Source organism: Mucilaginibacter sp. OK268, assembly GCF_900103125.1.
In the GTDB taxonomy this organism is placed as follows: domain Bacteria; phylum Bacteroidota; class Bacteroidia; order Sphingobacteriales; family Sphingobacteriaceae; genus Mucilaginibacter.
The window spans coordinates 265,407-287,256 of the sequence record NZ_FNJV01000007.1; the positions used below are offsets into that span (position 1 = coordinate 265,407).

The window sequence follows — 21,850 nt, forward strand, 5'->3', positions numbered from 1 at the left end:
ATTAATCCCGTTTCAAACGAAACGGATATTTTTATTCCCACACCTTACTTTACTGGTAACACCCAATCGATTGCGTAAATAATAATGAGGCATAGAAAACCTTACCATTTGCAATTCTGCACAGGTTACTCCGGTAAAAAGTGTTTAAATGGGTTAGCTAATTTTTAAGGGTGCAGCTTCCTGTATTTTAAGTAATTAAGCAGGTTCTTAGGCCTGTCCGTCTGCATTATATTGGCACCATGACTAATCAGCCATCCCCATGTTTCATTGGGCCTGTTTTCTTCAACAGCTGTATCGTCATCGTGCCCGCCATTTTGCTCGGGCCACAAAGCGTTGAACCAAATGGAGTAGCTTTTCTTTAAAATGGGTACCTTGCCGAGGATTGGATCGGTATCATTGCTGAAAATGATCTGTATAATGGTTTTATGGTGGCTTTTGTAGGAGTTAATGATGCTTTCGGCATTAGGATCTTTTGGGTTCACGATTACCTGTAAGGTAAGCTCTTCCGGGATGGTTTTATGTTTAGCTTTTACGCTATCTAAAGGCAAGCCATAGATATTAAAAATAGACTGATCAAGCATTTTGGCCGAATCCAGTTTCTCTACAATCTCATCATAGTAATCATAACCTTTGTCAATATCTATAATGATTTTTCCTTTCGCGGTCTCCAATATTTCATTAAATGTAGGAATGGGGTGTACGGTTGGATGCCCTGTGCCACTTTTTAATCTGAATTTTCGGATCTCGGCCAAAGTATAATCTTCAGGTTTCCCTTTCCCGTTAGTACTGCGGTCGATGGTTTTATCATGCATAATAATCAACTGTCCATCCTTTGTTTTACCCATGTCAAACTCGGCGATATCAATACCCATGGATATACAGTTTTTTAAGGCCTGAACGGAGTTTTCCGGCGAGTTTCGCCAATCGCATCGATGCGCCGTAACTAAAACCGATCTCGAGTTTTTATTATGGAGCTGATCAACAGCCCATTGATAATGCTGCTGGATATTGCCAGTGTTATTGCTTTTTGACTGGCACAATCCGGCGACAGGGATCAGGAAAAAGCAAAGATTTATAATGTTCTTAATAGGGATCATTTTGGAAGTTTAATGAGCAGATGCCCGTAAGGCATCTGCTATGTTAGCAATTATTAATAACCCGGATTTTGTGTATATCCTGCCAGATCTTTCTCCGTTTGAGGGATAGGGTAGTATAGTAAATAGGTACGCCCGTTTAAGGTGGTCAGTAAATCTGTTCGGCCTGTTCTTTTAATATCATACCACCAATGCCCCTCGCCAAAAAACTCACGACGTGATTCATTTAAGATCAAATCCTGGTATTGTGGGGCTGTTAACTCGGCAACCGACGCTGCTGTTGGCGGTACTTTATAGCGATTGGTAAGATAGGAGGTAAGCGTAGCCGAACCGGCTGATACACCTTGTGCTTCCGCTTTGATCAAATACATTTCGGCCAGCCGGGATATAATGATCGGCGTTGCGATAGGGTTGGAGGATATGGCTAATTGCTGTCCCGCCTTGCCGTTTGGAAACTTGATGATGCGGGTGGGATCTGAGGAAAATACCGCGGCTTTCCTTTTATCCCCAACCTTGATCAACGGGGCAGACGCATCACTAAACAGATTTTTATAGGTAAATGCGCTGGGTGAATAGGGCCAGGTCGCCTTGGTATCATTTACCTGACTCAAAAAAGAATGTGTATTGGCTGTGCTGTTATTGGCCAGGGCAAATATGATCTCCTTACTGGTTGAACCTGCGGTAAACATGTTGGAATAAGACATAGAGTCTGTTGATAAAGCGAATTTACCGCTACTGTAGTTGATCAGGGAATCGGCATAGGTTATGGCATTCGCTTTATCGCCGGTAGCCAGGTAAACTCTTGCCATTAAAGCTTTAACCGCCTGGTCAGATACATACAAATTATTACTGAACGCACCGATCAATGAACGTGAAGCTATCAGGTCACTTTTGATCTGCGCCCAAACCTGCGCCTCGGTTGAACGCTGAACAGCATCAGTTGAGCTTTTTAAAAGGATAGGTACACCGCCATACCTGATGACCAGGTCATAGTAGATAAGCGCCCTGAAGTATAAGGCCTCGCCTTTATAGGATAGCTGTGTCGCGGTAGCGCCGGTACCTAAATTATCAACACTTTGTATTAAAATATTGGCTGTATTAATTCCTTTATAATCCCCCCGCCAGTAACTGGTGATATCGGCATCAGAAGCATTCATACTTACCGGGTCAACCACATTATAGCCCGGACCTCCGGTTAGGTTTTCGCCCCTTTTATCAAAATCAAACCAGAAATTGAACAGCACATCTTCCATGGTAGCATACATGCCGGTTCTTAACTGTGGTATATCATTTACACCCAGCGAACTTACGGGTATGGCATTCTGTGGCGACAGATCCAGTTGTTTGGAGCAGCCCCAGAGGGTTATGCTTAAACAGGATAGTATCATCAATCTTTTTAAGTTTTTCATCATCTTATATGTATACATGATTAAAATTTTAAATTAAATCCGAAAAGGATGGTTCTCAATGCAGACTGCAAGCCAAAATCGACACCGTAGTTAGCATCGCCGGGATTGGTCACATAGGATTGTTCAGGATCGTAACCATCATACTTAGTAAAAGTGTACAGATTATCAACCGAAGCAAAGATCCTGAGCGCGCTGATATGATATCTTTTTAAAACGGCAGGAGGGATATTGTAGCCCAGGGTCACTGTTTTTAAGCGCAGATATGATCCGCTTTCTAAAAAGTGTGTAGAGGGCTCCTGGTTATATCCATTGGTATAACCCGTAAATACGCCCCCTCTTACGGCTCTGGGCATAAAGTTGCTGGTGCCGGGTCCTGTCCAGTAATGGGTTGCGGCATAAGCGTCCACATTGTAAAATTGCTCCGTTTTACTGCCGTCATTTAATGTCGCGGTCGAAAAAGCGTTACCTAAAGACTCTATACCTTCCGGGCTGCCACCTTTATAGGATGCATATACTTTAGCACCTACGGAGTATTGTGCAAATATATTCAGGTCAAAACCTTTATAGCTCAAGTTAGTGGTAAAGCCTCCGTAATAATCGGGGGTTGCTTTACCTGCGTACTGCCTGTCTGCTGCTGTGATATCACCATCACCGTTAACATCATCATATTTGATATCGCCGGCCCTAACACCTTTGGCGTATAATTTGGTTGGAACTTCACTGTCCTGTTGATAGATGCCAGTCTGTTTTAATAAATAAAATGCGCTGATGGGTTCACCATTGATAAGGGCATGGATGCCTGTTCCGCCGCCTAATAAACTGCTGCCAGTGGCCGGGATAATATACTTTTGGCTGCCATCATATAAGGAGAGCAGTTTGTTTTTGACAAAGGTAATATTGGTCGAAGCATCCCATTTAAACTCACCTGTGAGTATCTTGGCATTTAAGCCTAACTCTAAGCCCTTATTGTTTAATGACCCGATATTGGCTGCTACCGAAGTAAACCCGGTTGTGGCGTAAACCGGTTTATTATATAACAGGTTGGTTGTTTTCTGATAAAAGTAATCTGTGGTGAACCCTACACGTCCGTTCCATAGTTCGGCATCTAATCCCACATCAAACTGACCTGCTTTTTCCCAGGTTAGGTTCTGGGCGTTTTGCGTAATGACCAGACCGCCCTGGTTATTGTAGGAGTTGCCACCCGAAACCAGCGATTGATTGGCGTAATTGCCTATACCGGCTAAGCTTCCGGTTACACCATAGCTTGTTCTTAGTTTAAGCCGTGAAAGTGTGTTGGCAAGTCGGCTGTCTTTTATAAAAGATTCATTCATGATCTGCCAGCCAGCAGAAACCGAAGGAAATGTACCGTATCTCTTATTAGTAGAAAATCGGGAAGAGCCATCGGTACGTAAACTCGCGTTCAGGATATAACGGCTATCATAATCCAGTGTCAATCTCCCGAAATAACTATCCAGGGCATAAGAATCATAACCAACTGCATCTGGATAAATATTGGTTCCGGCGTTAACTGAATTTAAGTTAGCAGAGGGATATGCGGCATTTGCATAGTTGCTGCTGTATACACCCAGTTGGTCGTTTGTGTATTTTTCATAGGAGTGTCCGGCCAGTATGTTATAATCTAATTTACCTATGCTGTTCTTATAGTTCAGTACGTTATCCAGCACATAACGGTATGCCACATTTCTGTCCTGCAAAATAGCGCCATTCCCTGCCGTTACATTCCTGGCTACCATTTTATCCGTTAGCTTTTTATTGTTGTTGAATAGGGAACCATAAGCGCTGATCGATGGCGTATAAGTTAATCCCTTTACAGGCGTAATATCCAGGCTGATCCTTCCAATACCTTCTGTAGTGTTTGTTTTCCAGATCTCTTCATTGATCAACATCACAGGATTATGGCGGATGATACCATTTACCCCATTTACAGCATAGCTGCCATCCGCATTATAAGGGCCATACCAGGGTTGTTCTTCCCTCGCGGTATATAATACTTTAAGCCCTACGTTACCTTCTTCCAGTAACCTTTGACTGGTATAGGAACCGGATAAATTGGTATGTAAAGTGAAATATTTGCTAATGGTATGGTTAAGATTTAAACGGTAATTGTACTGGTTATAATTACTGTTCTTCAAAATACCCTGCTGACCAAAATACCCAAAAGATGTAAAGACATTCGTGTTTTTGTTTCCTCCGGAGATATCAATAGCCGCAGAATTATTAACGGCCGATTCCCGGGAGATGAGCTTTACCCAGTTGGTTTCCTGAATAACCGGGGGAATATACAGCGTAAGGCTGGTGCCTTTTTGAGTATTGTAGTTTTTAACCGCGTCCTGCATCACGGCAGTATATTGTGCAGCATTGGCCATGGGTATGTCATTGTAGATTCTACCTGTCCCGGTGTGCGCTGTTACATTAACCTGTGTTTTACCCTCTTTGCCCGATTTGGTGGTAACAATGACTACACCGCTATTTGCCCTGGAGCCATATATGGCTGATGCCGCGGCATCTTTCAATACATCCATCGATTCCACATCATCAGGGTTCAGGTTTGGCGCGGTTTCAAAAGGCACGCCGTCGATAACATATAGTGGAGAGCTTGCCCCGCTGATGGACCCTGTACCGCGTACCAGCACGATGGGTTTTGCCCCTGGGATGCCCGAAGGGGTTAGTACATTTACACCTGTAACCCGTCCCTGTAAAAATTTAACCGGGTCATTGGTGGCTCCCTTATCTATATGATCTGGCTTTACAGAAGCTATGGATGAGGTTACATCTTGCTTTTTCTGGCTGCCGTAACCCACTACCACAACCTGATTAAGCGCCGAAACACCGGAAAGCAGTTTAACATTCAGATGTGATTGCGTACCAACAGCTATTTCTTTTGTGGTATAACCGATATAGGAAAAAACAAGAATGGCATCTTCGTTGATCACATTGATACTATACTGGCCTTTGTCGTTGGTTATGGTCGATTGTTCGGCTCCCTTGACCGTCACGGTTACGCCAACCAGTGTTTCACCGGTAGCTCCGTCTGTAACCGTACCAGTAACGTTACCCGCTTTTTTTGACGATGCCGCTTTTTTAGTTTTGATCAATACATAATTGCCGGAATACTCAATGTTAACCGGATAGGCTTTAAGTAAGCGGGATAAGGCATTACTTAGCGATTGGTTTTTAATCTCCAGGGACACAAGCTCCGTTAAAGGCAATACACCCTCGCCATACACAAATTTACCCTGGCTTTTATTTTCAATCTGTGAAAGCGCATGTTCTAATGTAACGTGCTTAAGTTTTAGGGTGATGATTTGATCTGCTACTGATTGCGCCCAAACAGGTTTGGCGTAGCTTAAGGTACTCAGAATAACAACTACTAAAGTTATCAGTGTGCTGTATTTCATGATCTGCAATATTTTTTTTGGTGCATTTATAGAAAGGCACAAAAGATTATTCATAATTTTGATATGTTTTTAAGTGAAATCTTAAAGCATTAAAGCTCCCGGCTAAGCTCCCTTGGAACTTAATTTGTATGTTTAGCGACATCAGTGCGGGAGAAAATTGTAAAAACCGGGGATGTTGCAAGCATCTTCGGTTTTTTGTTTCTTAGCCTTTTTTTATCATCATATTTTAGGGGTTAAATAGTTTAATAATCAGGTAGTATATGGTTTATCGTATCAGATAAGTTGTTCCTTCGTATTTGTATCTGGCGCCAACATAAGTACATAAAACGCTGAGTACGTTTTCCAACGATTCATTTTTATCAAAATGCGCGTTTAATATTGACCCGGCTATCCGGTCATTCTGAATAATGATATGAGTGTTATATCTACGGATCAATGTCCGGGTGATTTCATTGAATGCCTGATCCCTAAAAATCAGCTGTCCCTCTGTCCAGGCTTTCAGTACCGATGCATCAGTGATAGTGCCTTTTAATAAGGCTCCATTTGTAGGATTATAATCAGCCTTTTGGTTAGGGGTAAGCAGTGCGGATAAATGACCAGCCACAACACCCACTTTACCGCTTACTACTGCCACGGTAATTTTAGGTTCATTGGTATAAGCCTTTACATTAAAGCTGGTTCCTAAAACCTGAGTTTGCACTTTACCGGTATATATTAAAAATGGCTTTTCGGGGTTATGTACTACCTCAAAATAGGCTTCCCCCATTAAAGTGACCTCCCTGTTTGCAGCAGTGAACTTACTGGGAAAGCTTATCCTGGTTGCTGCATTTAAGTACACTTTTGAACCATCAGGCAGGATCACGGTTTTAAGTTGACCAGCCGGATTATAAATAGACGTATATGGTTCTGTTGGTTTATGGTTATAGTTGTTCCAGCTCCAGATACCGATAGTACCAGCTAATAGTAATACAGCGGCTACTTTAAGCCATGTCTGTAAATGGATAGGATCTCTTTTCTTTCTTTCAGGAAATAAACTGCTTTTTATCTGAGAACGGATATTTTCCTTCAGCACATTTTCCTGCTCATCACTTTTAAAATAGTAGCCAGGTTGATCAAGTCCCTGCTCATCCATCCATTGGTTTAGTATTTCTATTTCCTGCTCATTACATAAACCTTTTTTATATTTTGTAATGAGTTGTTGGGCTTGTTCTTTATCCACTGTATGCCTGGCTTTATATATACATTATCGGCTATCTGGTAGAATGGTACTATACGATAATGAAATTTATTTTGAAAAGATAGACTTTGTGCAATAACTACATGAAAAATGAATATTACAGACGGGATTAAAGCAGAGAGGGGAAGAGAATAACTACTTAAGAAGAAAATAAACCACTGCAATTGTCAGGTAATCGGTAAAATTTAACCTTAACCTTTTAAGCGCGGTTGAAAGCTGATTTTTAACGGTCTGTTCTGAAATGTTAAGCTGTTCGGAAATCTGCCGGGTTGAATATCCTTTAAGACGACTTAACTCAAAAACTTCCTTCATTTTACCGGGTAGCTTTTGTACTGACAGATTTAACAAACCATTAATTTCCCGTATATAAACGCTTTGATTTACATTATTATCTGATGGATGCTCAATTTGATTAATACTTAATGCATGTTGTTTCCTAACCTCACTGGCATGATAATGATCAATTAGCTTAAACCGGAGTATCGAAAAAAGATAGGCTGATAATGATGAGGTCAACTTAAATACATCTTTTTTGTTCCAGAACGAAATAAAAACATCCTGTACCATGTCTTTGGCAATTTCCTCCGACTGTAATCGATTGTAGGCGTATTGAAAAAGCTGTTTCCAGTAAAGATCATATATATAGTCGAACGCTGTTTCGCTATTCTGCTGTAGTTGTTCAATCAAATGCTGTTCGTCGCGGTAAACAAAATTCATATTATGATATAATCACGCAAAAGTAGCTGCATCTTAAAGGCTTAATATTAAGTTATTATTAAATCTGAAAATATTGTATTGGACTATCTGTTTATCAGCGTGGATGCTGCTGATAAAATCTTTCACTCAACGAACCCGGTTTAACATCTTTATTTTCGCAAAGAAATCTTCAAATAGTAAACGTGTATCTAAAGAAACATATACACGTATTTTTCTTCCATCCGGATTGTCTTCATAAGTACCCTTATTGTTAATACGTGGAGTCTTTCTTGTCACATAAGTGCTGGAAGAAGGATCCGGTTCGTAGGGTGATTGTAAAGCCGATAACAACACGAGCGGGCTATCTCCAAGTATATAAGTTTCGCCAAGGTTACCCCCGCTTTTTTGAGCTCTACGCATCAGATCTTCAAGGGCGGTAACCAGTAAGCGACCAGTTTCGCCATAGGGCTTAACCTTTTCAATTAACTCTGCATAAGCGATAAGCGGTTGCCTGTATGTGCTTCTTGGTACCTGCCAAATACGGACGGCCGAGCGATTAAATATGGCTTTTGCTGCGGCTATATCAATATTTAAATTATACTCAATACCTGAAGCCTGCGGCGGGGCAGGTGCTAGATCGGGATATTCCGGCCCGCCAATCCATATCAGGGTGAACTTTCCAGTAATTTCCGGTGCTTTTAGAACAGCTGATGCCACCTCTGTAAGACCTGCCCCGCATAGTATGTAAAGTGGTTCTTTAGTATCCGTCCTGAGTGTTTCCCGGATAATAAAATCAATTGCTTCGCTTTGAGCGGGAGTACTATCGTTTAGCATGGCGGTGTTCGAACCAGTAAAAACCGGTATCCGATTGTTCAGATGCAATGTACTTAACAGTGTTTTTGCCTTTGCTGCAGCATGTTCTGCCTGTATAGCCGAGCTGTCAAACCAATCCTTCGGTCTTAAGTGTGACCCGATAATACCTCTTATTTCAACAGAAGGGGATAGTGCAAGATGTGCCAGCTGAAATAAGCCATCCGGGTCGCCGCTAAAATCGTTATCAATGATTACCCGTGCTCTGGGAGTAATTAATGGAGGGTTCTGTACCTGGCCGTAACTAACGAGACAAAACACGAAATATTGAAAGAAGAGAAGACCGTATTTTTTCATGAATTGCAAACAAAGTTGTTAAGATAGATCAAATAATATATTATCGGTTCATATTTTTTGGTTAAAAGCGGTGATTCGTAAATTTGCACGGGAATGGCTGTGTCAAGGTCTTAAATGCGGCAATGATTATGAATGTGATGACAACGAGCTGTCAAGAGGAATGAAGCTGATTTAGTGCTGAAAGATCACTATTCCGAAATACATCTTTCGATGCATACATTTTTCGAAAGTTAAATGTTAGTCTTTTTGTATGCCTTTTAACTTGAGAAAAGCTGATTAAATTTGATAGATAATTTTTTCAAAAACCCCAAAAAAATGCTGGAAATGCACTTTAACAAAAAAAAGACCTTCTTGCGAAGGTCTTTTCAGTGGAGCCGGAGGCTCTATGAAAATTTGATTTTCCTTCGCAAAATATGCGTTTTTAGCGTTTAAATAAGTTTTTTTGAACTACCTGAAAAAGTGATAGCCTCGATGGTAGCCTTTTAGATTAATTCAATTTTACCGGATTTTATAGAACGATTTGTAATGCAATTTACGATAATTGAGGGCTTACTACAAATAATGTTTTATTCAACTGGTGTTTCTCTTTAGTGTAAGACAACGCAATAAAAGTCTTATCAAATCACTAAATTTGATCTACCAATTATCATTTAGACTTTATGCCTTATTCACGCCAGGAACTTTTAGCATGGGATACCATGAGCAAAGACCGTTTCCGAGAGATTACCACTGATTTACTTCACAAACTGGTCGAAAATAAGAAGCTCACGCTTGCAGAATCCAAGTTCATATGTTTAAAAACCAAAAATATTTTTAAAGCCGAAGACGATTCTTTAGCATTTAAAGCTACTGAATATTCTCAATGTGATGATTTTCTGTTTTGGGATAAATATTTATTATACTGGAATGACCATGAGGGATGGGGTAACATAAAAAATGGCCCTGAAACATTTGTTACCAAGGAAGAAAAAGTAGGGGATGTTAAGTTTTTGAACGACCATTATCTGCAATGGAAAGCATTTATCGAAGCCGGTAAATTTGACAACGGTATTTTACAAACTGTTGCAAATGAAACAATGCGTTTGACCCGCGAAATTTCTGATCTTTCCAAAAGTATGGGTGAAGGGGCCAATCGTCAACGTTATATTGAAAAAGCTCTGATCTTGCATAGTAAATATTTATACTATCAAGTTGCGGAATATTATGAAGAAAACCCTGCTGAAGAACAACTGACATTGTGTGGCCATCTTATCGTAATTGATCATTTCGTTTATATTCATACCTTATTCGCTCATTTTGCAGCTACAGTCAAATTCAACAGGCCGGGAAAAACCTATCACACCACCAACCATATTGATTTTCGGAATATACCTAAAGTGATAAAGGACATTTTAACCGATTATAATCAAGCTGCCAAATGCGCTAATTTTAATTCAGAACGTATTTATTTCAACTTAAAAGGTACTGATTATGCGATATGGTTTCGAGCCATGACAAGATCTATCAAAGGGAAAGGGCAGGAATCATATTTGAGGGTACAGACTTTTTACCCTGTTGAATTACCGGAAGAGTTGGGCAAATTAAGATCAATGATAGTAATTAAAGCGAACCAGCACCTTTCCATTTATAATTAAATTTCATCACATATGGTCGCCAGGAAGAAATTTATCATAAAAAATGCAGAAGATGTGCTCAATATCCTGCGCCAGAATAAAAACGTATTTGTCTTCTCTGAATGCGAAATCAACGTCGGTATCAATTTATATGACATTATAAAAGATAACGAGGTCGAAGGTATAGAGATTATCTCGGGAATGAATGAAATTCAGCAAACGGATTTAATTTCCGCACGCATAACACCGGGCCTATACATCACTAATGTGAAATTTACCAAATCTTTTGGCGTTGTCAACTCTCTCCTAAGCGGCCCCGTTTTAATTAACAATGTAATTTTTGAAAAGGGGCTACAATTTCATCATAATGAATTTAGAGAACGTGTGAATTTTACGGAGATCGATGTTAAAGGTGAGGCATCTTTTACAAGTACCCTTGCCCGCAGCACATTTTCCGTAACAAAGTCTATGCTTCCTTTGATGAAGCCGGGTTTTAAATATTCTTTATTTGAGCAGGATGTGTTTTTACACGATTGCACTTTCCCTAAAGGTTTGGATTTAAGCTCATGCCACTTTAATCAAAAATTGGAAATAAATCATGGCCAAATAGCAGGATTATTAAACGTTTCAAATTGCAAACTGGGGAGTTTTATTTTGACTGGCGATTTTAATGGTGAACAAAAGATTACTGTTAAAGAGATTGATATGGGTTACACTATTTTTCGGCAACAGGTTCAGTTGCATAATTTGAAACTGGAAGGATCATTGCTTGGTGCAAGAGCAGTTTTTGAAAAGGAATTGTATATTGATCATAGTGTTTTCGGTGGAAAGGTTCTTTTTTCCGCTATGACAGCTATGGGTATTATCATGGTCGAACAATGTCATTTCAAAGGAGATCTAAGCTTTTCTCATTCGTTATTAAATAAAGTACTGTCAATTACTAAAACAATTTACCACGGTGGTAGCTATTCCCGATATCGCTATACCGAATTATTACGCTACCGCACGTGCGGACACCGAACAGGTGTTGGGTGTGGTGGGTAATGATTATGAGGTGGTACAAAACCGGGATGCCTTTAGCTTTTTTGATGCCATTGTAGGTGGCGGGGATGGCATTTTATATGAGACTGCCGGGGCTTTAGGCAAAGGGGAGCGCATATTTATCACTGCAAAACTACCCGGTTATATCAGGATAGGGAGGGGTGATCTCATTGAGAAATACGTTTTCCTGACCACTTCCCACGATGGTTATGGCAGCATAACCGCGGCGTTTACGCCGACACGGGTTTGCTGCAACAATACGCTTCATGCTGCCCTGAATAACATGACCAACGCTGTAAAGATCCGTCATACCCAAAACGCACAGGAGCGTTTGAAACAGGCGCATAAGGTCATGGGCATCTCCAATACCCTTTCCGGTCAACTAGATGGCCTATTTAACCGTTGGTCACAAGTCAGGATAAGCGACAAAGAAGTGTTACGGTTGGTACAACAGGCGATGGCCCCCAGCAAAGAGGTATTGCAAAATGTGTTGGACGAGAATATAGACGAGTACTCCAGTCACTTTTTGAACACCGTGGAAAAAGTATGTGAATTTGCGTTCAGTCACCCCACACAGCAGACCGATACCACGAGAGGAACTCTTTTCGGGGCTTACAACGCCATCAGTGGTTATCTGCAAAATGTAAGGACCTACAAAAGTGAAGATGTGAAATTGAAGTCCATCCTATTCGGCAGTGGATTTAATAAAACCCAATCGGCGTTCAACCTGTGCCAGGAATTTGAAAAGCGGGGTGGAACGGTATTTGAAATGAATTAATCAGCGGAGTGAATATTCCCTTTTTGTTTAATCTTAGAATTTTAGCTAATCAGATACCACTATTTTAAATACACAAAAGCCTGCAAAATTTATTTTGCAGGCTTTTGTGTGGTTTTGAAGGAGCGAAGAGTTATGATTCGTATTAATATTGATTGACGGCATTTCATTTCATGACAAGCATCACCATTTGCAAAACATTTATCCGGTATCTTTATATAAAACGGATGAAGTCATATGAATCTAAAGCCGATTACTAAACGACCTAAAAATAAATTAATCCGGTTTTTGAGGATTTTGGGGCCCGGCCTTACTACGGGGGCTGCCGATGATGATCCGTCTGGTATCGCTACCTATTCTCAAACGGGGGCCCAGTTTGGTTATGGACAATTGTGGACCGCCTTGTATATGCTCCCGTTTATGATCGCCGTTCAGGAAGCCTGCGCGCGTATCGGGATGGTAACAGGCAGGGGCATTGCCTCTGTTGTTAAACTACATTATAATAAAACGGTATTGTACGGAGTTGTGGCTTTGGTGCTTGTTGCCAACGTGATCAATATCGGTGCCGATATTGGTGCTATGGCATCGGCAGCACAGCTGCTCGTGCCGATCCCTTTTGTGATACTGACCTTATTTTTTACGATCATTATCCTTTTATTAGAGATATTTACCAATTACCATACGTATTCCAGGATATTGAAATGGCTCGCGCTGGCCTTATTGGCCTATCCTATAACCTTGTTCATTATACACCAGCCCTGGGCTACGGTGATGAAGGCAACATTTATTCCTCATTTTGAATTTACATTTAGTTTCCTCTTCATCATTACTGGGGTTTTAGGGACGACGATATCACCTTATATGTTCTTTTGGGAAGCGTCGCAGGAAGTGGAGGAGGAAAAGGAGCATAATAAGCTGATGGATGGAAAGCCGGTGATCAGCAACGCTGCCATCAGGAATATGCGCATTGATAACAGTTCGGGGATGTTGTTTTCTGAATTTGCGACTTGGAGCATTATTGTTGTTGGTGCAACCGTCCTGCATCAAAGTGGTATCACGGATGTAAAAACAGCCGCTGATGCCGCGAAGGCGCTGGAGCCACTGGTGCATAGCTTTCCCCATGCCGGATTCCTGACTAAACTGATTTTCTCTGTCGGCATCATTGGTTTGGGCTTGCTGGCGGTGCCTGTTTTGTCGGGCTCAGCGGCTTATGCCGTTTGTGAGGCTTTTGCCTGGGATTCAGGTTTGAATCTTAAATGGAATCGTGCCAAAGCTTTTTATCTGGTCATTTGTGTAGCTACGCTCATCGGCCTGCTGATCAATTTTATTGGGATTGACCCGGTGAAAGCATTAGTTTATGCCGCAGTATTAAACGGGGTTGCCGCGGTGCCTCTTTTATTTTTAATAGTCAGGATATCCGGTAATAAAAAGATTATGGGCGATTATAAAAACGGCAATTTATCCAATATACTGCTTTGGTTTACTTTTTTGGCCATGGGTGCGGCAGCAATCGCAATGTTTTACACGATATTTAAATAACGCGGTAATAAATAGGTCAAAATTGCTTTCTCAGGCGTTTCTTCTTTTGAGGGGTATCCGGCCTTTCAACTTTGATGTAGCGAGTTGTGGCGAGGGCGGGTCTATTGCTATCGCTGCCTGAATTTCCTTTTTCAACGGGGGTAAGGTTTACAGTTAGATGCCTATCCCCACTTGGCATCCCGTTTAAAGCGCTGACAGCTCTTTCAGCATCTCTTAGGTTTCCCATTTCCAGGAATGCGTATCCTTTACATTTCCTGGTAACCTTATCCCGGACGATCTTAACGGTGCTGACTTCGCCAAAGGGGCTGAAAAGCTAGATTAACTCCAATTCCTTTATTTCTAAGGGAAAGCCGGATACAAATAACTTAATCATAAATAATCTTAACACCTGATGTAAATACAAAGTGAAGATAGTAAATCATGTTGTAACGGTTTTGACCAGGATCAGCAAAAAGAATGATGGCTGTCATGGAAGCGGAATGCCATAAGCTGTTCCTTTGAGCAACAAATATTAATAAACTTTTAAATTTTTATTGTGATGAAAACAGATATTCAAATTCAAAAAGATGTAATGGATGAAATTACATGGCTCCCTTTTTTACATGCCGCTGAAATCGGCGTAGCCGTAAAAAATGGTGTGGTAACCCTGTCAGGGCAAGTAGATACGTACAGTAAAAAAATCGCTGCGGAAAATGCGGCAAAAAAAATCAGTGGCGTAAAAGCTGTCGCCGAAGATATCCAGGTGGGTGTATCGCCTATCTATCGTAAAACTGATGCGGAAATCGCCGAAGCTGCATTAAATGCACTAAAATGGAATACAGCGGTACAGGACGAGAAGGTAAAGATCAAGGTTGAAAATGGCGTGGTGACCCTGCAGGGAGAGGTAGAATGGGCGTTTCAACGCAACAATGCTAAAACAGCTATTGAGAACCTGACCGGGGTACGTTCCATTGTTAACCTGATTGAAATTGAGCCCAAGATTTCCGCGTTTGAACTGGAGCAAAAAATCAGTGCGGCATTCCGTCGCAACGCCAATATCGATGCCGGAAGGGTTAACGTAGCAGTCAATGGCAGCAAGGTAATACTCACCGGCCGGGTAAGTACACTAACTGAAAAGGATGAAGCTGAAAATGCCGTATGGGCCGCTCCCGGAGTTTACAGTGTGGAAAGCAAGCTGACAGTCGAAGAGCCAGAAGGCATCTTAATGTAAGAGATCGGATGCATTAATTTTTACAGGGATTGTCTTCAAATGACAGTCCCTGTTTTCGTTTAATAAAATTCTGTCTATGTTCACTTCTTCCTAGGGTCAACCCAGGTCTTCAACAATTCTTTTTGTTTCAAAACGGCATCATAGCCGGCTTTAAAAAGCTGATCAGCATGCCTCATGTCGAACATTTGGTGGCCCTGTAGTTCAGGTTCCAGAAAAATGTCACACTGGAGGGCATGCGCGGCCACTGTATTGGCCACGGCCAGGTGAAAGCTTTTTTCCAGCACCTGGAATCTTCCCAATTGTTCCGGATGATCATGGTAAAGTTTATTTACATGACTGCCGAGTATCTTACGACACTTGTCTCTGATACAATCCACCGGCAGATTGTCCCGGACGCCACCATCGACCAGGTAACGCTGGCCAAATTTAACGGGTGTGAACAGACCCGGTACAGATGACGAGCCAATAAGGACCGGATACAATTGTCCTTCAGAAAAGGTAACCGATTCGCCGCTGCCGATATCTGTGGCGGTAACATATAAAGGGATTTGCAATTGATCAAAGCTATCGTGCGGTATACTTTCCTTTAATAATTTGCCAAGACCGGCCGGAGTAAAAAGCCCGGAGGGAGATAAGATCATCCTGACCAGACTGGTGGAAGTATGGGTTTTAACCATTTCCAGGATATGTTCCGGGGAATGTCCTGCCGCATATAAAGCGCCAATTAACGCACCGGCGCTTACCCCGGAAAGAATATCCGGCCGGATACCGATTTCATCAAGCCCCTGTAATACGCCTAAATGGGCGATACCGCGAGCCCCTCCTCCGGATAATACTACTCCAATTCCAAGCATGGCTCAAGATAATAATTTATATACCAATCTGAGACATGCGCGATATGCGGCAAAATATAACCCGTAAGTATGGCTGTAGCCTACCTGGGCAATGCCCGTGATCCTTATGAAAAAAGCGGGCAATGCATTGGACAATTGTCGACATCTCTATTTCCAATAAATAACAAAGGACCGTGACTGATCATCCTTGGTTATATTTAAACAAAGTAGTACAACCGCCTGGAATATGCTTATCTTTATTTACTTTATTCAGATGCCAAAAGTTTGATCATCAGGTAAATAATTCATCGTTTATGCCCACCACGATATTGTTTATTGAAGATAATACAGATATCAGGGAGAATACGACAGAACTCCTTGAGCTGGAAGGCTACCAGGTAATTACGGCCGATAATGGTACTGATGGGATTAGTATGGCCAAACTACACCACCCTAATTTGATCATTAGTGATGTGGTTATGCGGGGGATGGATGGATTTGAGGTTTTTGAATTGTTACTCCTTGACCACAATACCAGAGATATTCCCTTCATTTTCACCTCAGCGATGTCGGAAAGATCACATATGGAAAAGGCGTTATCCATCGGTTATTGTAATTATCTGGTCAAACCTTATGACGATAAAGATCTGTTCCTGATCATAGAGAAGGTTCTGGGATTTCCACGCTAACTTATTTCACTAAAAATATGCTGTAAATCAAATTTCGACATGACGACAGTCATCGCCGGGAAACAACGTATTGGTCATATTTGTCTGACAACCTCGCGTAATGAGGAAAAACAAAGGCTTAACGTTTAAACCAATTTTTATTATGAAAAAGATCCTTGTACTAACCGACTATACAGATAATTCGGATCATGCTGCTGCTGCAGCCGTTCCATTGTGCGCGAAGCTGAATGCGAATATTTTATTGTTCAACACTTTTATCAGCCAACCCGTTCTGTCCGAGTTTGGCGGAACACCTTATGCTGTGGAGCAGATGATCTGGGTGGACGAAAGCAAGGGCAAAATTACTTATCTGAAGGAGAACCTGGAGAAACTGGCTACGGAGATCCCGCGTGGAGCACACCGGCCAAGCATCAGTAGCCAGCGGGAAGAGGGAAGCTTGGAGTATCAACTGAAGTTCCTGCTGGAAAGAAGGGATATCGAACTCATTATTATGGGTGCACGCTCCGGCACAACCATGGAACATCTGTTGATCGGCAGTGATACCAGTACGGTGATCGATCAAACGAACCGGCCGGTTTTGATTATTCCCGAAAGCACTGATCTTAAAAAGATAAAAAAGGTTACGATTGCCTGCGACTTTGATGAGGGCGATCTGCATGCGGTGCATTACCTCACCAAACTCGGTCGCCTTTTAAATTTTCACCTGGAAATCCTGCATGTATCTCTTTGGGGCCATGATGACGCCCGTGAAATAGAAATGAGAAATAAATTTTCCAATCGCGTGAAAAGATACCGGTACCCTGATATATCGTATCAGAATATCTCCGGCAAGGAATTGCCCGCCCGCCTGAACCGCCATTGTGAAGAGAACGGTTCTGACCTGCTTGTCCTGGTGCATGATCAGCATAGTTTTTTGAACAGGATATTTAAAGGGAGTCATACCCGTGATCAGTTAAAACACCAGCAAATACCGGTGATGATGATCCCGGCAGGTATGGAAGACAGGTAAAATACAATATATCGTGAAAGCCGCGGAAAATTTAATTCCCGCGGCTTTTTTATGGACCCGGCATTTTTTTTAAAGAGATTTAATGAAAAAGCCGGGTTTCTTGTAAGGAACCTGGCTTGTACTCGGGATGTGACTTGTCACAACGAAGAGCTTTGCATTTACATCCATTCGGCAGCAAACCCGTTGAATTCATGTCGCAATGCCATGAAAAGCTGATCTTCCATGAAATAGTCCTCAGCCAACTGGTTATAAATGGCCACAGCATCCCGGTCAACATGACCATCTGATCCGGCCAGTTCATATTGAAGAACTTTCATGTTCTCGTGAATACGGTGTTTCAAGCCATCCAGGTAATCACGATGGATGATGAACTGGTTCTGGAAATGTTCCACTTTTTCGGATACGGCTTTACCCGTATTGTCTGCCGCAATTTCTTCCAGTCTTTCCTGCAGGAAACCCAACTCAAGTTCATAGAATCCGAGGCCCCTTAACCACGCGTTGTGCGCGAAATTCAAATGTTTTATACTGATCTGTTTCATAGATCAAGGATAGGCAGCTTTTCTCTCCGAAAAAATGACCGTCGGCATTTTTTGAGGTGATGCTGTCTCAGGATACAAAGGTAAATAAATGGAGATAAACGGGCGTTTCTGTAGAATGAGCAGGATCAGCTTTGGTGTTGACCCCGGTCATTATTTAAACAGGGCTTTAAAGGGAAATTAGCTCCGTATTAAAAAAAATGATCAGGCTGTTGTACTTTATATGCAGGTAAGCCTTCTTCTTTCTAACCATTTATAGCAATTCATTATGGAATCTTTTATTAAAAAATTCAGTGAAACCGGTTTACGGGATATCGCGGAGGTTGGCGGCAAAAATGCTTCCATCGGAGAAATGTTTACGCATTTGGTGTCCATGGGTGTGCGGGTCCCGGACGGCTTTACGGTCACTGCCGCGGCTTACCGGTATTTTATAAAGTGTAATGAACTGGAACAGCACCTGCAGGATATACTTCAGGAGCTCGACCGGGATAATTTTAGCAATCTTTCCCGTGTTGGAACCAAAGCCAGGAAATTGATCATGGAAGTGGAGATGCCCCAGGATCTCCAGATGGCCATTATCGACGCTTATGACTACATATTTCGTTTTTCGGATCCGTCAGTAGCCGTACGTAGCAGCGCCACCGCCGAGGACCTCCCGGATGCCAGTTTTGCTGGTCAACATGAATCCTATTTAAATATTCAGGGACATTGGGCAGTCATCTATGCCGTAAAACGATGTTTCGCATCCCTGTACACCGATCGTGCCATTAAATACCGGGAAGACAAAGGCTTTGATCATGCTAAAGTATTCCTCGCTGTGGGTATTCAGCTCATGGTCCGTTCAGACCTGGGCTGCTCAGGCGTGGGTTTCACCCTGGAACCGGAGTCCGGTTTTCGTGATGTGGTGCACCTGGCCGGTGTTTGGGGCCTCGGTGAAAATATGGTACAGGGTGCCGTTGTTCCCGATGAGTTTATGGTATTTAAGCCCACTTTGAAAAAAAACAAGAAAGCGATTATACAGAAAAAATTAGGCAGCAAAAGTAAAATGCTGGTTTATGCACAGGACGGCAACGAACATCGTACAACAACCAATCAGGATACCCCATGGGAACTGAGGGGGAAATTCGTGCTGGAAGATGCCGAAATTGAACAGCTGGCCCGCTGGGCGCTGATCATCGAGGATCACTACCAGAAACCAATGGACTTTGAATGGGCCAAAGACGGGGAGAACAATCAGCTTTATATCATACAGGCCAGGCCCGAAACGGTGCACAGCCGGAAGAAAGAATTACAGATCAAAACCTGCCATATTACCGAAAGGGGAGAAGCACTCACAACGGGAGCTGCTGTCGGGCACCAGATCACCAGCGGATTTGCGCGCTTGTTAAGCTCTCCCGATGATGCTTTTAAATTGAATCCCGGTGATATCCTTGTCACGGACACCACCAGTCCGGATTGGGACCCTATTCTCAAAAAAGTGGCGGGGATCGTCACCAATAAAGGCGGCAGGACCAGCCATGCGGCCATTATCGCCAGGGAACTGGGTGCAGTAGCTATTCTGGGCACTGAAAATGCAACAGTGAATATCAAAGACGGTGAAGAGATCACCCTTTGCTGTGCCGAGGGTAAGACCGGTACCGTTTATCGGGGTAAATTGGACTGGAAGGAAACGATAACAGACATAGGGAAAATTCGCCTGCCCGAACACCCCAAAGCGCAGCTGATCGTGGGTGATCCGGATCAGGCATTCCAGCTGTCTTTTTATCCTAATCATGGTGTCGGGCTGATGCGGTTGGAATTTATCATTTCGCATGCCGTTCAGATACACCCGATGGCACTGGTCAATTTTGACCGGGTTACTGACGAAACGGACCGGTTAAAGATTGAACATCTGACCGCCGGGTATACAGATAAGACCGATTATTTTGTTGACCGGTTGGCGCAGGGCGTGGCAACCATAGCTGCGGCTTTTTATCCGAAAGAAGTTATCGTGAGGATGAGCGACTTTAAGACCAATGAATACGCCGGTTTGATCGGCGGTAAATACTTTGAACCGGAGGAGGAAAACCCCATGATCGGGTTCAGGGGAGCTTCCCGTTATACCCATGAACGTTACCGGGAGGGTTTTCGTCTGGAATGTGAGACCATGAAAAGGCTCAGGGATGATATGGGCTTCACCAATGTCAAACTGATGATCCCTTTTTGCCGGACCGTTGAAGAGGGTAAAAAGGTACTGGCCGAGATGCAGAAACATGGACTGACAAAGGGCGTTAACGAACTGGAGATCTTTGTAATGGCAGAAATACCCAGTAATGTTTTATTAGCCGAGGAGTTCGCCGCGGTTTTTGACGGGTTTTCCATCGGGTCCAATGACCTTACACAATTAACACTGGGCATCGACAGGGATTCTGCTGTGATCGCGGACTTATTTGATGAGCAAAATGCGGCCAGCAAAAAAATGATCATATTGATGATTCAAAAAGCCAATCAATTGCAACGGAAGGTTGGGCTTTGCGGGCAGGCGCCAAGTGATTCCAAAGAATTTACTAAAATGATCGTAAACTCGGGCATTGACAGTATTTCATTCAACCCGGACGCGCTTATCAACGGCATTAACAATATAAACGATGCACTTTCCCCGTCAGCTAAATTGTCAAAAACTGGAAACCACTTCATTAAGATTAAAAATTTAAACGGGATCCATTAGCCCATCGGGCATAACCAAAAAAATCTCTTCTGACACCTGAAATTACACTAACATCATTACAAAATGGAAACTTTACCTTTTAATATCGTACGTAACATGATCAACCGTTGGTGGCTGATATTATTTGCCGGACTTCTCCTGATTGGCATGGGGGTCTGGGTCATTGCATCTCCTTTTGAATCCTATCTTTCACTCAGTTGGGCATTTGCCTTTTGTATGATGGTGACTGGTGCATTTGAGGTCACTTTCTCGTTAATTAACTATAAATCAGTTGACGGCTGGGGATGGGCGTTTGCCGGTGGACTGGTCGATTTGTTTATCGGTGGTTATTTGTGGCGCTATCCGCTGATCACGATGATCATCCTACCCTTGATCGTGGGTGTCTGGATACTTTTCCGGGGAATCATGGCGGTTGCCAATGCACTGGATATGCGCTCTTATGGCTTTCGGGACTGGAAATGGCTTTTATTTACAGCCGTGTCCATTATTGTTTTTGCCATGCTCGTACTGGCCTATCCGGCTTTCGGTATAGAAAATCTGATCCTATGGACCGGGATGGCTTTCCTGCTTGCCGGTGTCTTCCGGATCTGGCTATCCTTGAAGATAAAGAGAATTAAGGATGAACTTTCAGGACATCACCGCAGAGAAAAATCGGGAGCGATAGTATAGAGACCTTAATCAGGAGTATGCCGGTTATTTGAGCTCCGGTTAACGACTAGTAGATAGTCGTTGACCGGAGCTTTTTTGATGACCTGTTTTTACCCTAATAAAAGAGGCATACAGACTTCATGATGGAAGTCATAAACAGATATGATGCTCATCATTCGCCGCCAGAAGCCGGGCTTGTACTTTTAACTAAAATTCAGACACCGGCAT

17 protein-coding genes and 1 pseudogene are annotated in these 21,850 nt (G+C 42.5%); 9 read left to right on the forward strand and 9 right to left on the reverse strand.

What is annotated here, in order from left to right; genetic code table 11:
* Positions 1-164 precede the first annotated feature (164 nt).
* From BLR84_RS21210 to BLR84_RS21235, 6 genes are all read right to left on the reverse strand, one after another.
* Positions 165-1,097 (reverse strand): glycerophosphodiester phosphodiesterase family protein, encoded by a 933-nt coding sequence (locus tag BLR84_RS21210; RefSeq protein WP_090472143.1) that lies wholly within the window; start codon positions 1,095-1,097, stop codon positions 165-167.
* A gap of 53 nt (positions 1,098-1,150) precedes the next feature.
* Complete coding sequence (locus BLR84_RS21215; protein ID WP_090472145.1) at positions 1,151-2,521, reverse strand: RagB/SusD family nutrient uptake outer membrane protein; 1,371 nt, start codon at positions 2,519-2,521, stop codon at positions 1,151-1,153.
* 2 nt (positions 2,522-2,523) lie between these two features.
* The gene (locus BLR84_RS21220; RefSeq protein WP_090472359.1) at positions 2,524-5,922 is read right to left on the reverse strand and encodes a TonB-dependent receptor; all 3,399 of its coding nucleotides are present in this window, start codon (positions 5,920-5,922) and stop codon (positions 2,524-2,526) included.
* A 265-nt stretch (positions 5,923-6,187) separates the two neighbouring features.
* Entirely contained in the window at positions 6,188-7,141 is a 954-nt protein-coding gene (locus tag BLR84_RS21225; RefSeq protein ID WP_143013963.1) for a FecR family protein, read from the reverse strand.
* Positions 7,142-7,294: 153 nt separating this feature from the next.
* Complete coding sequence (locus tag BLR84_RS21230) at positions 7,295-7,876, reverse strand: RNA polymerase sigma factor (RefSeq protein WP_090472149.1); 582 nt, start codon at positions 7,874-7,876, stop codon at positions 7,295-7,297.
* A 126-nt stretch (positions 7,877-8,002) separates the two neighbouring features.
* A complete protein-coding gene (locus BLR84_RS21235) occupies positions 8,003-9,022 on the reverse strand; it encodes a nucleoside hydrolase (RefSeq protein ID WP_090472151.1) in 1,020 nt (339 codons plus the stop codon).
* A gap of 659 nt (positions 9,023-9,681) precedes the next feature.
* Here BLR84_RS21235 and BLR84_RS21240 point away from each other — a divergent pair.
* The 4 genes from BLR84_RS21240 (at position 9,682) to BLR84_RS21250 (ending at position 13,990) form a co-directional block, all read left to right on the forward strand.
* On the forward strand, positions 9,682-10,656 hold the full coding sequence (locus BLR84_RS21240) for a hypothetical protein (RefSeq protein ID WP_090472153.1): 975 nt from the start codon (positions 9,682-9,684) through the stop codon (positions 10,654-10,656).
* 12 nt (positions 10,657-10,668) lie between these two features.
* Positions 10,669-11,679: a hypothetical protein gene (locus tag BLR84_RS30425; protein ID WP_255367005.1), complete on the forward strand. Its 1,011-nt coding sequence runs from the start codon at positions 10,669-10,671 to the stop codon at positions 11,677-11,679.
* A complete protein-coding gene (locus BLR84_RS21245; protein WP_255367006.1) occupies positions 11,594-12,454 on the forward strand; it encodes a DUF932 domain-containing protein in 861 nt (286 codons plus the stop codon). The genes BLR84_RS30425 and BLR84_RS21245 overlap by 86 nt, the downstream gene beginning before the upstream one ends.
* Positions 12,455-12,739: 285 nt before the next feature.
* Positions 12,740-13,990: an NRAMP family divalent metal transporter gene (locus tag BLR84_RS21250; protein WP_255367007.1), complete on the forward strand. Its 1,251-nt coding sequence runs from the start codon at positions 12,740-12,742 to the stop codon at positions 13,988-13,990.
* A 16-nt stretch (positions 13,991-14,006) separates the two neighbouring features.
* Here BLR84_RS21250 and BLR84_RS30610 read toward each other — a convergent pair.
* Positions 14,007-14,291, reverse strand: a pseudogene (locus BLR84_RS30610) (RNA recognition motif domain-containing protein); the annotation flags it as partial.
* A gap of 237 nt (positions 14,292-14,528) precedes the next feature.
* Between BLR84_RS30610 and BLR84_RS21260 the strand changes: the two are divergent.
* Entirely contained in the window at positions 14,529-15,200 is a 672-nt protein-coding gene (locus tag BLR84_RS21260; RefSeq protein ID WP_090472160.1) for a BON domain-containing protein, read from the forward strand.
* A gap of 80 nt (positions 15,201-15,280) precedes the next feature.
* Here the strand turns inward: BLR84_RS21260 and BLR84_RS21265 are convergent, their stop codons facing one another.
* On the reverse strand, positions 15,281-16,054 hold the full coding sequence (locus BLR84_RS21265; protein ID WP_090472162.1) for a patatin-like phospholipase family protein: 774 nt from the start codon (positions 16,052-16,054) through the stop codon (positions 15,281-15,283).
* 293 nt (positions 16,055-16,347) lie between these two features.
* Between BLR84_RS21265 and BLR84_RS21270 the strand changes: the two genes are divergently transcribed.
* The gene (locus tag BLR84_RS21270) at positions 16,348-16,722 is read left to right on the forward strand and encodes a response regulator (protein WP_090472164.1); all 375 of its coding nucleotides are present in this window, start codon (positions 16,348-16,350) and stop codon (positions 16,720-16,722) included.
* Positions 16,723-16,864: 142 nt separating this feature from the next.
* On the forward strand, positions 16,865-17,731 hold the full coding sequence (locus tag BLR84_RS21275; protein WP_176852120.1) for a universal stress protein: 867 nt from the start codon (positions 16,865-16,867) through the stop codon (positions 17,729-17,731).
* A gap of 158 nt (positions 17,732-17,889) precedes the next feature.
* On the opposite strand, the gene BLR84_RS21280 is transcribed toward BLR84_RS21275, so the two are convergent.
* A complete protein-coding gene (locus tag BLR84_RS21280) occupies positions 17,890-18,270 on the reverse strand; it encodes a hypothetical protein (protein ID WP_090472167.1) in 381 nt (126 codons plus the stop codon).
* A 265-nt stretch (positions 18,271-18,535) separates the two neighbouring features.
* Here BLR84_RS21280 and ppsA point away from each other — a divergent pair, with 265 nt between their 5' ends.
* Positions 18,536-20,974 (forward strand): phosphoenolpyruvate synthase, encoded by a 2,439-nt coding sequence (gene ppsA / locus BLR84_RS21285; protein ID WP_090472169.1) that lies wholly within the window; start codon positions 18,536-18,538, stop codon positions 20,972-20,974.
* 63 nt (positions 20,975-21,037) lie between these two features.
* Positions 21,038-21,643 carry an HdeD family acid-resistance protein gene (locus BLR84_RS21290; RefSeq protein WP_090472171.1) on the forward strand — a complete coding sequence of 202 codons (606 nt, stop codon included), beginning with the start codon at positions 21,038-21,040 and terminating at the stop codon, positions 21,641-21,643.
* Positions 21,644-21,850 lie beyond the last annotated feature (207 nt).